We start from the raw sequence: 11,896 nt of genomic DNA on the forward strand, positions 1-11,896 counted from the left end.
CATGATTCACTGCGAAGGTTTGGTCAAAATTTTCAAGACCAAGGATATCGAGGTTGTTGCGCTGCAGGGTCTCAATTTAACGGTTGAAGACGGAGAGATGATGGCGATTATCGGGAACAGCGGCAGCGGCAAATCTACCCTTCTTAATATACTTGGCGGGCTCGATCATCCATCAGCCGGTCAGGTCATTGTAGGTGAATGGGATCTTCTCAAAGTTAACGAGAGTGAACTCGTTCAGTACAAGAGGAACACGGTCGGTTTCATCTGGCAGAATAACGCACGGAATTTGCTGCCCTACTTGACGGCTCTGGAAAACGTCGAGATGCCTATGATGCTTGGTGGCAAGGTTGACCGTGCTTATGCGAAGCAGCTGCTGGAATGGGTCGGTCTGAAAGACCGGATGCATAACAAGCTGCAGCAGTTATCCGGGGGAGAACAGCAGCGCGTTGCTATTGCAATCGGCCTGTCTAATCGTCCGAAGCTGCTGCTGGCAGATGAGCCCACCGGTTCGGTTGACACCCGAACCTCGGATCAAATTATGGAAATATTCCGCCGGATCAATCGGGAGATTGGTCTTACTATAGTCATCGTAACGCATGACCTGACGCTTGCCAGTAAAGTTGACCGGGTTATTGCGATACGTGACGGACTTACAAGCACAGAGTTCGTTAAGAGGAACCCGGGACTTGACATGGCTACTGGAGATGGGGGATTTGGCAGTCAAGGCGGACTTCAGGAAGTTCATGAGGCATTCGTAGTGGTTGACCGGGTAGGTAGATTACAGGTTCCCAAAGAATACCTGGAGGCACTTGGAATTGGGGGAAGAGCCAGCATGGAATTCGATGGAGGGAAGATTGTAATCACACCGCCCAAAATAATTAAGGAGGAAGAATCTTGAGAAATCGATTTGGCAAGACGTACAAAATTCTCGCGACAAGTCTTGCTGCGATCATGCTGACAGGCATGATTGCAGGCTGTACCTCGGATAAGGCGAAGGACAGCAATGAGCCCAAGGTGCTGCGTATCGGAATGCTGTATGGCGGTGGGGGGAGTGATCAATATTTCAGGCAGCAGTTTACAGATGTATATGAATACACTCATCCTAATGTCACTGTAGAAATTGTGCCTGCAATTAACAACGATCAATACCAATATAGTGATATGCAGAATTATCAGCCGCCTGATACCTTGAAGAGCTTGAAAAAGCTTATGACTGGCAGCAACCCTGTTGATGTGATTGTCTCCGATACGAACAGCTTGAAGAAATTAATTGATGAGAACTTGCTTAAGCAGCTGGACCCGATGATACAAGAAGATAAGTTTGATACTTCAGATATCGTTCCTTCTGTTATCGATGGGATTAAGCAGATGGGAAATAACAACATCTATGCCCTGGCACCAACTTTTATGCCTTCCGCTCTCTTTTATAATAAGAAGATTTTTAAGGATGCCGGTGTAGATGTGCCTAAAGACGGGATGACTTATGACGATGTGTTTAATTTGGCCAGACGTGTAGCTAAAGGTCAAGGGAAAGACCGGATCTATGGTTTTGCATTTAATCGTTATAACGGTGCTACTGCGAGTGACGATGTGTTCAAATACAGTCAACCGCTGCAATTAAGGTTCTTTGATGAAAAAGCGGAAAAAATGACGGTAAATACACCTCAGTGGGAAAAGGTCATTAGTACAATTGTACAGCTCAGAAAAGATAAGATTTTATATGAGAATACGCAAATGAACAATCCGCAGCAAAATCAGACGTATAATCCAATTGACAATGATGTCTTTAAATCTGGCAAAACGGCGATGGTTTTAGGCGATATTGGCCTGGTTACCGAGTTGACTGGAATGAGTGAGGCTGCGAAGACGAACAAGAAGGTTAAAGCCTTTGACTGGGATGTTGTAACCATCCCTACACATCCGGAGAAGCCTGGCATTGGTGGGGACATCTACCTTAACAATTATATGTCGATCAATGCAAGCGCGCCGAATCCGGATACGGCATGGGATTTCATTAAATTTCTGAATGGACCAGAGTGGGCCAAGATTAAAGCAAGAAGCACAAGCTATGAGATGGTATCCCGCAAATCTTTTATCAAGCCCGTGAGTGGACTTAATTATAATGTGGCTGCTTTCTATAAGCTGAAGCCCATTCCTCCTGTGAACTCAAATGACGAGAAGCTGCAAACCGAGAAGCCGGGAATCTATGGAGTTACTATGGTGGGGCAGAACTTCATCCAAGAGGTTATCGACAATAAGAAGACACCAAAAGAAGCCCTTCAGGCTTGGGAGAAGAAGGGGAATGAAATGCTCCAGGAGATCAAAAAGAATCCAAAAACACAGTTCCAGCCTGATGGAACTCCATTTATCCCACCTACCGATGGTGCCGCTACTAAAGGCTAAGTTAACTGTAAGCCAGCCATTTTAACTAATCATATCAATACATGAGCCGTCCTTTCTGGATATCCAGAGGGCGGTTTTTGTATGACTATTTTTTGGTTCAATCTGGACATAATAAGGGAGAAGCTAAGTTTTGATCAAAAAGAAAGTGAGCGGATATTCATGCGCTGGGTGTACTTTAACAAACTTTATAGAACTAAATTTCAAGCAGGCTGTCTGGCTCGCAGGCTGGAGCATGATGGGTGGATCTATGGGCTGGATGATTTAAGTGAAATTGAAATATTTCGCTCCCGCCGGGGCAAATACGGGGTTCGATTTATTCTTTAGGTTCCCCTTGACTCAAGATATGTTCATGAGGTATATTATTAGATGTCGCTATTTACTGACGCGGGGTGGAGCAGCCCGGTAGCTCGTCGGGCTCATAACCCGAAGGCCGCAGGTTCAAATCCTGCCCCCGCAATACTTTTATCACAAAGGTAACAAGGGCCCTTAGCTCAGTTGGTTAGAGCGGTCGGCTCATAACCGATTGGTCGGGGGTTCGAGTCCCTCAGGGCCCATAGCGTGCAGAACCCTTGCTGAGCAAGGGTTCTTTGTTGTTTCATTATAAGTTAGGCAAGATGACCATACATGTTTAGAGAAGACTGGTGTGGAGTCCCGGACCAAGAGAGAATAGAGCTCAATTGCCAGTTTGCCCATGCAAAGAGGGGAATAGGAGCATACATTACTTTTGAATCAGGATCGAGGGGAGGGGAACAACGATGAGTGAATGTCACGTTAATCGTCCAAATCCTGTTTTTACTTCTACAGGGGTGATTTTGGTTCTTTTTATCCTGCTGGTAATTATTACTCGTACTTTCATCTAATTAACACCAGCCTAGTTAAATAAGCAGGACAGCAGGGACGGGTCTATCAGGCTCGTCTTTGTTGTGTGTGAAAAAGTATTGTTGCAGCAAGTATTTATTGTTAATATTTAATTAGTAAAAATAACCAGAACTTGAACATTAAGCTTTTTTATGTGCCTTATATAAAGGGTCTCCTGGCAGCTTATGATGAAAAAAGATTCCTAGTTACTAATTTTGGGTAAACATATTGTACTTTTGACTCGAATTCTTCATCTAAGTTGGGGGGCCAATACGAAATGGAAGAACCTATACCTGAAATTAATGTGAAGTTCAATTGTCAGGTCTGCAATCATGATATTAATGTGCTCTTCAAAAGCCAACAAGTAGAGGCCGTTCGCTGTCCCGGTTGCAGTAAGGTGTATTCTCTGCTTAAGCCTACAATAGGCGAAGAGATCTTGCTGGATTGGGAGCGGGAAGCTTTATATCATAAAATAAAAGCTGAAAAGACAAAGCAGGACAACAGCAGTCTGGTAGCTCTTATGATCAAAGTGGCTGAGCTTCTGACCTGGCGCGATGGCGGCAACGGCAAGCTGAAGGCCATTGAGGCGCTGCGTCAGTGGTGCATTGAGAATGAGGAGCCGGCTGTAATGGAAGAGCTGAAGATCATCTATGGCCGTGGCAAAACAGACCGTTTCCCTCCCCGATAGAACTTTCACCACATCATGAATAAAGAGGTCTGAATATACCCAGAATAAACGGTGTCTTTCAAACCAAACTTAAGGGGAGTGTTAGGCATGCGTGAAGGCTTGATACCAACGGTTCTTGGAGCAGTAGTGTCAGCTACAGCCGCTTCCATGCTAGGAAGCCGTTACAAAATGGCTGCAACTGGTGTGCTTGGTTTTGGTCTGGCTCATATTGTACTTGGAACAATCGATTTGATCGAGCACCGTTAAGCGTTTGGAAGATGCCGGGAAGAGACTCACTCTTCCCGTTTTTTTATGTCAGGATAATTACTTATAGGCACTCATTACCTCCTCTAGATCCTGCAGCCGAATGATCAGTTGGTCCACATCTAACGTATGATGACGCTGATAGAGACGTGGGAGGTCAATCCCGATGGAATCCGCCTTACCATATGTCAAAATGAGATCCTCAATCAGTACCGTAACTCCGGTTCCGTCCCCGAACTCCTCCGGCTCAAGCCGCTCCCATGGTGATGCGATCTGTAGATACAGGATCTTGGACCAGTACCGTTCTTCAGGGTCTAGCTTAACTAGCAGTACCGCCGGAGCCTGGGCATCAACATCAAACTCTGTTAACACACCTATTCTTGCCAAAATTTCCTCACTCCCTTACTTAGCTGTCTTGATAGCTGAGTCAATATTCTTTGAGTCTCCTGTGATTTAGCAGGTAGTCTTGAAGCTTCCTCTAAGCGATCATCATTCGCATCGGTCATTCTCGCATTCTCTTGCGCGGTGAGCTGAGTAAGAATCCGGTTCTGAATCTGCAGCAGCCTCGCATAGGAGAATTTATAGGGAAGATGAAACTCAGAGGCAATAAGCTCTACAGCTTCTTTTTGCGCCTCTCCAAGTGGCAGCTCCTTAATCATATAAAAAGGGGCTGCAGCATATTGGAGAAATCGTTCTGCCTCGAGTTCCTGCTGCTGCAGGAAAAGCTCCGGCATTTGTCTCTGATTACCCGCATGTCTAAGAACATGACACAGCTCGTGGAAGTAGACAAGCCGTTTGGTGAGCGTATCCATTCCCTTGGGTAGAAAGATGACATCCGTCATATTACAGCTAAAGGGAGGACCTTCATATTCCACAAGATCAACCCCGAAGGCAGCAGATACTCCATCTATATCCAGATGTGAGGGACGGAGAATTCCATGCTTTATGTAGCGGGAGCTAATCCATTGTTCAAGCTCGGTTTCATAGTAAAGAGATAAATCCATAACAAATTCCTCCATTTAGGGAATGTATGTTCGTATATAGGGCGAAAAATAATGCCCTTAAGGAAAGGGCATCTTCGAATTGTGTTCTAGTTAACGGAGCAGCTTCTTCTTTTGTTCCCGATAAGCCTTCAACGCCGCTTCCATTACTTCAATCTCATCTTGGCTATATTGATCCGGTCCACCGTAGAAGGCCATCCCGGTCTCTTCTTGCAGGGACTTAGGTTGTGAGGTCCGGCCCAGCAGGTAATCTGCATCTACTTCCAATATGTCTGCGAGGGTAGCCAAGGTTTCGGAATCGACCGTGCGCTTGCCGGATTCATAATGTCCATACCCCTGCCGTGTCATTCCTAATTTATCAGCCATATCTTGATGGGTCAAGCCCTTGGAGAGCCTGAGCTGAGTTAATCGTTCCGTAAACACTTCATCACCTCGCTTACTTCTATTATACCCATTGTGAAAAGGTGTACGCAACAATTAGTTTCTTATTTGTGATTGACAGCAACAAATTGTTGCGTATAATTAGGGAAACGAGGAAACAAATTGTTGCCTAAAATATGGAGATAGGGGATGCGCTGATGATGAAGTCTAAAGGAAATGCTCTGCAGTTAACCTATGAACTGCCTGTCGTCAATAATGAAGCAACAAGGAAACGGGTCGAAGAAGAGCTGGAAACGGTTCGGATCTATAGACGTATCGGGATAATCCGGCGTGAGGCAGGAACGACTTCCAGATACGAGCCGCGAGTGCATGGATCGACCAATATGATTAGTAAAACTACGGAGAACCATGCGGTATGGAATGTGGACCGGGAGCTATTGATGGAGAGAAAAGCTGTGATGATGGATAAAGCCTTGATGTGTTTAAGTGAGCTGGAAAGAGATCTTATCCGGCAACGATATTTGGACACGGATGATACGTATGACTATCTTGTATGTGGAGATCTTGGCGTAAGTGAACGTAAATACCGCAGGGTGAAGGCACAGGCTATGTACAAGCTTGCGCTAGCACTTAAGCTTGAGGTACTGGCTTGAGGATGTAGAGAGCGTGATCGAATCCATGATATGGGTGATCTCACAGAACCAGCTGACTTTTGTCAGCTGGTTTTGCTTTTGCTGTCTGGTTGCGGTAGAACTGCTGGAATTAGGCTCACTATGAGATCATTAAGGACTGGCCGGAAAGTGGCCGTTTGATGGCCGGAAGATGGCCGTTCGCTAGGCAAAACCGGTGTTATAGTTATATCATCGGGAAGTTAAGCAAAGGACACCGAAGGCGGACAAGCCCTTAATTGTAGACCGGCTCAGTAGAGACCGGTTATTTATTTTTTAGCGGAATGATCCAAGAGCTTGGCTTCCCGATAAATGATCTGGATAAGAAAGGAGTTGAACATGAGAGCAGCGATTAAGCATCAAATCGAAAGCAGCATTTCGGAGTTGGCTGGACGGGTATACGACATGGATGCCGACATCTCCCTGCCTCTTCCGCTGTGTATGATCAGACAGGGTGAGGAGACGGCTGAATATCCATGGAACGGATATCGATGTTACTTTGAAGTTATCCCGTATGGGACTGATTTTGCAAAAGTGGATCAGCTGTCTGAGCAGATTATTGAGGCGCTGCATGAGAAGGCACTGGTCCCGGATACGGGGAGCTCGCTAACCTGCAGATACACCGGAAACCCGGGTGGTGACATGGTGAATACGGGACGAACCGGGGCTAGTCGAATCTTAAGATTCGCAGCCATGAAGCAGTTGGCTTACGAGAAATCTGAGCAAGACTCGCTCTGGTTGGCCGGGCTTCAAAAATGGACACAGGAAACAGCCGGTGACGAATGGACTGTCTATACGGGCTGGTGGCCAACAGGGTATATTCGTCCCTGCATCTTGTGGAGATTAAGCAGCAGTGAACTGGTGATGACAAATTCATCTGTGTTAGATGTGGATAATCGATTGTCGGCTCACGTCATAGGTCGAAGTCCCGAGGAAGAACAGAACATGGTGAGCACACTGATTGAAGCCATTGGCAGGCAGGTGAAGCTTCCGCTGGATGCCTCCCATCTGCGTCAATGCTTGGTGAAGGAGTGTACGACGAATCTAGAAGCAGACCGGATTGCGTCCGGGCAGATCTCGGTACTCCTGAGGACAAAGACCCGCAGGAATATCGAGACCGTGCCATTCATTAAAAATATCAATTATTCAGAAGTTCTTAAAGATTGAGGAGGCACACTATGCTGAGAAAATCAGGCAAAGCCCAGAAGGCAGCTGAATCTGAGGAAATAGTTACAATTGAAAATCTATACACGATTAAAGAGCTGTCGGAGCAATCCGAGGCTCTTTTTCATGTCAAGCCTGAAGTTCTGGCAGGTTCTTTGTATGGCTTGGCAAGAGAACATTATTCGGTCATGGAATCGGCCGAGCTGGTCCAACAATTTTTGAAAGCGAAGGTGAAGTGAAATGGCAGGAGGAAATTGGTCCAAATCAGAAGGTCAGGTATTACCGGGTCTATATATGAATTTTGAAGGGGTGGCTGCTTCGTCTATTCAGCCGGGGAGCCGCGGGACTGTTATTGTTCCGGTGAAGGCAAATTGGGGACCTGTTCATGAGTTTGTCGAGGTCGGAAGTGAGACTGCGATTCATGAACTATTCACGAGTGATGTCTCAGGAGGGGCTAGCGCATACAGTTCATTGTATCTGGCGTTATTGGGAGGACCCAAGAAGCTCTTGGCTTACCGCTTGGCAGACAACACTGCCGCTTCTGCAGAAGTAAATCTAAAAAGCGGCGCGGTCAATGTGCTCAAGCTGGTTGCAAAATACCCGGGCAGCCGCGGGAACAAGTTCAAAGTTACCGTTCAGCCAAGCCTAGGAGATAGCTCGGTTCAAGAAATCAAACTATACGAGAACACAACGCTTCTCTATACTTTTTCGGTCGAAAAAGGAATTCCTGAAGCAGCCATCGAGGCAATTAATCTTAGTCCAGCGAACAAATGGATTACTGCGGAGAAGCTGGCCGAAACTCAGGAAAGCCTCGCCAATGTGACGGATGCTCCTTTTACCAGCGGGCTTAGCGGCATTTCAGGTATTCAGAACAGTGATTATATCGAAGCTCAGAGTGCGCTTGAAACGCAAGAGTTCGATGTGCTGTCTCTGGATGGGGTGACTGACCCCGCTCTCCTACAAAGCTTCTCAGTCTGGCTGAAACGGATTCGGAAAGAAGGCAAGAAGGTCATTGCCGTGTTCGGTGGATCTTCTGCAGATGACAAGGGGACTGAAGCGGTGAGCAAGGCCGCTGGGCGTTCAGCTGTGTTCAATCACGAAGGAATTGTCAATGTAGGTACCGGTGTCAAATTAGGGGACAACGATTACAGCTCTGCCCAGACGGCTGCCTATGTGGCAGGTCTGATCGCAGGACAGAAGCTGAGTGAATCGGTCACGTATGCGGCTGCGCCTTTTACCGATGTGACCCGCAGATGGACCCGTTCCGAACAGGAACAGGCGGTCAAGAACGGAGTGCTGCTGCTGATTCATGACGGCCGCCAGGTTAAGGTGCTTCGCGGAATCAATAGTCTGGTTGAGCCGGGCGCGGGTCAGAACAATGCCTGGAAAAAGATCCGCACCATCCGTGTGATGGATGCTATCAATAGTGATCTTCAGCGTTCGGCCGAGGACACCTATATCGGTAAAGTGAATAATACGGAAGAAGGGCGCCTCGCATTGATCGGGGCCAGCAAAGAATATCTGCGTCAGCTCGCTTCAAGCGGAGTCATTGAGTCTACCGGGTACAATGTAGAACTCGATCCTGATTATTACGGTGGTACCGCAGCACACACACCTGAACCGGATCAAGTATATCTGCGCTGGAATGCCAAGCTGTCTGATGTGATGGAGCAGCTGTTTGGAACTTTTAACGTACAATAATTCATTTAAAAGGGGATGAGCAATATGTTGGATGCATCAAAGGTTATTCTCGGTACTTATGGTCAGGTCTTCATCGATGGAGTGTGGCAGACTCATATCAATAAGCTGGAAGCTAGCGTGGAGGTGGAGAAAAGGGAGCTTAATCTATGTGGCTCGGATTGGAAAGTTCATAAGAACGGGATCAAGAAAGGTACAGGGACGATGAGTGGTTATAAGATCACTTCGGATTTGATCAAGCGTGGTTTTACCAAGTTCGAGATCCTCTCCAAGCTGGATGATCCGGAAGCATACGGTTATGAGATGGTTAAGCTGATCCGCTGCTCGCCTGACAAAATCCAGTTAGCGAACTGGAGTGCAGGGGAAGAAGTGGCCGAGGAGACGGCGTTTACATTTGAAGGTTATGAACTCGTAAATCCGATTGTTGCCAACTAAATTTGATGGAGGAATGCTTACATGAGTACGATTGAAAATCTAAGTGAAGAACAAATTCTGGACAGCCTCTTTGAGGCGGCGAACAAGCTGCCTGAAGAGGCTGTCTTTATTCAGCGGCTGGATATGAAGCTGGTGCTGCGGGGGCTGACCTCCAGCAAAGTGGATAGTATCCGTGAGCGCTGCACGATCCGCAAGACCGTGAAGGGCCGGACTGAGGAGAAGGTGGACACTGAGGTGTTCAACGCGCTCCTTATCTCGGAAGCCACGGCGCAGCTTGAGGTGAAGGGACTTCAGCTCAGCGGTTGGGGAGACTCCCGCATTGTCAGCAGAATGAAGCTGTCCGGAGGAGAACAGGCGGTTAGACGCATGCTTCTTGCGGGTGAGCTTGACGCCGTAGGCGACAAAGTGCTGGAGCTATCCGGATTTGGCGTTGCCATCGATGACCTAAAAAACTGATTCACTCCGGCGGAATGACGACGATGCTGTACCACATGTGGTCACGGCATCATCTCCGTCCCGGAGTGTTCTGGACGCTGCCACAGGGGGAGCGCAAGCTGCTGCTTGCCTTCTCTGAGCTGGAGCTGGATATGCTGGCGGGGAATAGTTCGTAGAGAAGGGGGTGAACGAATGATATGAGTGAGACTTCGGATGTGAAGTTGAATGTAAACGTCGGCTTTCAAAGCCTGCTTATTGGCAACCGGGAGCTGAAAAGCATGGATAAATATCTCGACTCAATCCAGAAGCGGGTGAAAAAGCTGGAGCAGGTGCAGCTCATGTCCCAGGTCAATATGGTTGACCGGATGACCCAGTCTGTGAAGAATCTGTCGAGGGCACTTGACCAGGTGCACTTGAGATATCTTGCTAAACCGGCCGCCTACCAGGTCAATATTAAGGAGAAGGTAGAGGTTGTTTTTGGAGACTTGGCCTCTGCACTTGGAAAATGGCTGAAGGGTATGCCGACGGGCTCCGCCGCTGCGCCTGCTACACTGAGTACTTCTGTGTACGTAACGACAATTGGCTCGGATGAGTTGACGGCTTCGTTTAAGGCAGCGCTCAGCGAGATTTTTCCTGGAGGAAAGCTGGCCGTGGAGTGCAGCTGTAAGGGTGGGGAAGAAGATAAGGGCTGGTTTGATACAGTTATGGATGTAACTGGGTTTCTTAATGACTTATCTGACTTAGGGGAAAAAGTTAGTGATATCCGTAAAAAAAGAAAAGATAGAAAACGAGGCAAATCCGGCAACGATGCCTCCGAGAATTTCTCAAAGAAAAAGGGCCGGGATGTCAGCAATAAGACTCCTCGTGAAGGCGGGAGAACCAGACAAACAAGACCGAGCAAGCCTCCTGATGTACGCAAGTCCCTTATAGATACTCCGACGAAAACAATCAAAGAATCTTTGGCAGTTGGAAAGTCTACGGCATTAAACGGGATTCAAGCGGGGGCCACCGTGTTGCCGAACCCTGCAGCGGTCAATACTTCTCCGGCAGCTGCTATTCCAGCAAAACAGGTTGTTCCACCTCAACCTGCAGCAGTCCCCAAACCCGCCGTGACGCCTCCACTGAATAAGGTAGCTGAGGTTGCAAAGGCAGCTTCGCCTGCCAAGGGATTCTTTGGCGGACTCCTGGATACAGGAAAAAGTCTCTTTAAAGGTGCGGCGAATATTGGAAAGAAAGTACTCGGTCCTCTCAGCACAGCAATGGACGTTATCGACATTGTCAAAGCCAAGCCTGGTGAGGAGCGTAATCGGGCGGTAGGCTCAGCCGCAGGCGGTTGGGCAGGTGCCGCAGCTGGGGGAGCGATCGGCACCATGATCCTCCCTGGAGTCGGCACCGCCATTGGGGCTGCAGCTGGTGGATTGATAGGGAGTATCGCGGGTAGTGATATCGGAAGTGCAATCGGTAACTTCTTTTGGGGGAAGAAAAAGGAGGAGCCTAAGCCAGCAGTCAAGGCTCCGATTCCAAAGATGCTGCCTCCAAAGCCTCCTTCAGCTGCAGTAACAGGGTCATCACTTGCCGCCGCAGCGGCAGCGGGTTCGGCTAGTGGGACAGTGGCCGCGAATGCACAGGCGAAGAGCTCCGTCCCGGCAGGACTAAAGAACGGCCAGATGCAAACGGTGCAAATCTCGGAGCCTCAATTAAATGGCCTGCTGAATGAAATCAAGAACCTAAAGCTTGAGACTAATAACCAAATCAACGTCAACATGCCGGTTGGCGCCGTTCAGGTACAGACCTCGAACGGGCAGATTGACTATGATGCGATTGCGGCTCAAGTTGGGCAGAGGGTGGCTGCACAGCTCAGGGGAGCCATGCAGAACAGCAAACCCAAATTTTTAGCGAATTAGATGCAGGAGGTGAACCAT

Annotated in this window: 17 protein-coding genes and 2 tRNA genes; 16 read left to right on the forward strand and 3 right to left on the reverse strand. The window is 47.9% G+C overall.

All coding sequences use genetic code 11. From position 1 onward, the window contains the following. The first annotated feature begins 1 nt into the window (after nt 1). From ACEN86_RS07685 to ACEN86_RS07720, 8 genes are all read left to right on the forward strand, one after another. Nucleotides 2–898 (forward strand): ABC transporter ATP-binding protein, encoded by an 897-nt coding sequence (locus ACEN86_RS07685; protein WP_495633712.1) that lies wholly within the window; start codon nt 2–4, stop codon nt 896–898. Continuing rightward, nucleotides 895–2,403, forward strand: coding sequence for an ABC transporter substrate-binding protein (locus ACEN86_RS07690; protein WP_495633713.1), 1,509 nt, complete (start codon nt 895–897; stop codon nt 2,401–2,403). The genes ACEN86_RS07685 and ACEN86_RS07690 overlap by 4 nt, the downstream gene beginning before the upstream one ends. A gap of 81 nt (nt 2,404–2,484) precedes the next feature. Next, on the forward strand, nt 2,485–2,727 hold the full coding sequence (locus ACEN86_RS07695) for a hypothetical protein (protein ID WP_495634371.1): 243 nt from the start codon (nt 2,485–2,487) through the stop codon (nt 2,725–2,727). A 59-nt stretch (nt 2,728–2,786) separates the two neighbouring features. Next, nucleotides 2,787–2,860: transfer RNA gene (locus tag ACEN86_RS07700), tRNA-Met, on the forward strand. Nucleotides 2,861–2,883: 23 nt separating this feature from the next. Then, nucleotides 2,884–2,957: transfer RNA gene (locus tag ACEN86_RS07705), tRNA-Ile, on the forward strand. Nucleotides 2,958–3,158: 201 nt separating this feature from the next. Continuing rightward, the gene (locus ACEN86_RS07710; RefSeq protein ID WP_221885995.1) at nt 3,159–3,263 is read left to right on the forward strand and encodes a YjcZ family sporulation protein; all 105 of its coding nucleotides are present in this window, start codon (nt 3,159–3,161) and stop codon (nt 3,261–3,263) included. A gap of 275 nt (nt 3,264–3,538) precedes the next feature. Then, on the forward strand, nt 3,539–3,949 hold the full coding sequence (locus ACEN86_RS07715; protein ID WP_495633714.1) for a hypothetical protein: 411 nt from the start codon (nt 3,539–3,541) through the stop codon (nt 3,947–3,949). An 87-nt stretch (nt 3,950–4,036) separates the two neighbouring features. After that, nucleotides 4,037–4,195: an asparagine synthase gene (locus ACEN86_RS07720; protein ID WP_127198041.1), complete on the forward strand. Its 159-nt coding sequence runs from the start codon at nt 4,037–4,039 to the stop codon at nt 4,193–4,195. Between the two features lie 57 nt (nt 4,196–4,252). Here ACEN86_RS07720 and ACEN86_RS07725 read toward each other — a convergent pair whose 3' ends face one another. The 3 genes from ACEN86_RS07725 to ACEN86_RS07735 all read right to left on the reverse strand — a co-directional run bounded on the left by ACEN86_RS07725 (nt 4,253) and on the right by ACEN86_RS07735 (nt 5,616). Then, nucleotides 4,253–4,579, reverse strand: a complete 327-nt coding sequence (locus ACEN86_RS07725) for a hypothetical protein (RefSeq protein ID WP_495633715.1) — start codon at nt 4,577–4,579, stop codon at nt 4,253–4,255. Beyond that, on the reverse strand, nt 4,567–5,196 hold the full coding sequence (locus tag ACEN86_RS07730) for an ImmA/IrrE family metallo-endopeptidase (protein ID WP_495633716.1): 630 nt from the start codon (nt 5,194–5,196) through the stop codon (nt 4,567–4,569). The genes ACEN86_RS07725 and ACEN86_RS07730 overlap by 13 nt, the downstream gene beginning before the upstream one ends. 90 nt (nt 5,197–5,286) lie before the next feature. Next, nucleotides 5,287–5,616 carry a helix-turn-helix domain-containing protein gene (locus ACEN86_RS07735; RefSeq protein WP_495633717.1) on the reverse strand — a complete coding sequence of 110 codons (330 nt, stop codon included), beginning with the start codon at nt 5,614–5,616 and terminating at the stop codon, nt 5,287–5,289. 155 nt (nt 5,617–5,771) lie between these two features. On the opposite strand from ACEN86_RS07735, the gene ACEN86_RS07740 reads away from it, so the two are divergent. The 8 genes from ACEN86_RS07740 (at nt 5,772) to ACEN86_RS07775 (ending at nt 11,878) form a co-directional block, all read left to right on the forward strand. Beyond that, complete coding sequence (locus ACEN86_RS07740; protein WP_495633718.1) at nt 5,772–6,227, forward strand: ArpU family phage packaging/lysis transcriptional regulator; 456 nt, start codon at nt 5,772–5,774, stop codon at nt 6,225–6,227. A gap of 354 nt (nt 6,228–6,581) precedes the next feature. Next, complete coding sequence (locus ACEN86_RS07745; RefSeq protein ID WP_495633719.1) at nt 6,582–7,409, forward strand: hypothetical protein; 828 nt, start codon at nt 6,582–6,584, stop codon at nt 7,407–7,409. An 11-nt stretch (nt 7,410–7,420) separates the two neighbouring features. Further along, a complete protein-coding gene (locus tag ACEN86_RS07750; RefSeq protein ID WP_495633720.1) occupies nt 7,421–7,645 on the forward strand; it encodes a YqzN/YkzM domain-containing protein in 225 nt (74 codons plus the stop codon). A 1-nt stretch (nt 7,646) separates the two neighbouring features. Next, nucleotides 7,647–9,107 (forward strand): phage tail sheath family protein, encoded by a 1,461-nt coding sequence (locus ACEN86_RS07755; protein ID WP_495633721.1) that lies wholly within the window; start codon nt 7,647–7,649, stop codon nt 9,105–9,107. 24 nt (nt 9,108–9,131) lie between these two features. Next, nucleotides 9,132–9,539, forward strand: coding sequence for a phage tail tube protein (locus ACEN86_RS07760; protein ID WP_495633722.1), 408 nt, complete (start codon nt 9,132–9,134; stop codon nt 9,537–9,539). A 21-nt stretch (nt 9,540–9,560) separates the two neighbouring features. Beyond that, nucleotides 9,561–9,995, forward strand: a complete 435-nt coding sequence (locus ACEN86_RS07765) for a phage tail assembly chaperone (RefSeq protein WP_127198032.1) — start codon at nt 9,561–9,563, stop codon at nt 9,993–9,995. Between the two features lie 23 nt (nt 9,996–10,018). Further along, entirely contained in the window at nt 10,019–10,150 is a 132-nt protein-coding gene (locus ACEN86_RS07770; protein WP_495633723.1) for a hypothetical protein, read from the forward strand. Between the two features lie 21 nt (nt 10,151–10,171). Next, complete coding sequence (locus tag ACEN86_RS07775) at nt 10,172–11,878, forward strand: hypothetical protein (RefSeq protein WP_495633724.1); 1,707 nt, start codon at nt 10,172–10,174, stop codon at nt 11,876–11,878. The last annotated feature ends 18 nt before the right edge of the window (nt 11,879–11,896 follow it).

The sequence above is a fragment of the Paenibacillus sp. Paensp111 genome, from assembly GCF_059492195.1.

Coding starts and splice junctions, on each gene's coding strand:
- ACEN86_RS07685 (WP_495633712.1), top strand. CDS start 2: ATGATTCACTGCGAAGGTTTGGTCAAAATTTTCAAGACCAAGGATATC.
- ACEN86_RS07695 (WP_495634371.1), top strand. CDS start 2,485: ATGACTATTTTTTGGTTCAATCTGGACATAATAAGGGAGAAGCTAAGT.
- ACEN86_RS07710 (WP_221885995.1), top strand. CDS start 3,159: ATGAGTGAATGTCACGTTAATCGTCCAAATCCTGTTTTTACTTCTACA.
- ACEN86_RS07715 (WP_495633714.1), top strand. CDS start 3,539: ATGGAAGAACCTATACCTGAAATTAATGTGAAGTTCAATTGTCAGGTC.
- ACEN86_RS07720 (WP_127198041.1), top strand. CDS start 4,037: ATGCGTGAAGGCTTGATACCAACGGTTCTTGGAGCAGTAGTGTCAGCT.
- ACEN86_RS07730 (WP_495633716.1), bottom strand. CDS start 5,196: ATGGATTTATCTCTTTACTATGAAACCGAGCTTGAACAATGGATTAGC.
- ACEN86_RS07740 (WP_495633718.1), top strand. CDS start 5,772: ATGATGAAGTCTAAAGGAAATGCTCTGCAGTTAACCTATGAACTGCCT.
- ACEN86_RS07745 (WP_495633719.1), top strand. CDS start 6,582: ATGAGAGCAGCGATTAAGCATCAAATCGAAAGCAGCATTTCGGAGTTG.
- ACEN86_RS07750 (WP_495633720.1), top strand. CDS start 7,421: ATGCTGAGAAAATCAGGCAAAGCCCAGAAGGCAGCTGAATCTGAGGAA.
- ACEN86_RS07755 (WP_495633721.1), top strand. CDS start 7,647: ATGGCAGGAGGAAATTGGTCCAAATCAGAAGGTCAGGTATTACCGGGT.
- ACEN86_RS07760 (WP_495633722.1), top strand. CDS start 9,132: ATGTTGGATGCATCAAAGGTTATTCTCGGTACTTATGGTCAGGTCTTC.
- ACEN86_RS07765 (WP_127198032.1), top strand. CDS start 9,561: ATGAGTACGATTGAAAATCTAAGTGAAGAACAAATTCTGGACAGCCTC.
- ACEN86_RS07770 (WP_495633723.1), top strand. CDS start 10,019: ATGCTGTACCACATGTGGTCACGGCATCATCTCCGTCCCGGAGTGTTC.
- ACEN86_RS07775 (WP_495633724.1), top strand. CDS start 10,172: ATGAGTGAGACTTCGGATGTGAAGTTGAATGTAAACGTCGGCTTTCAA.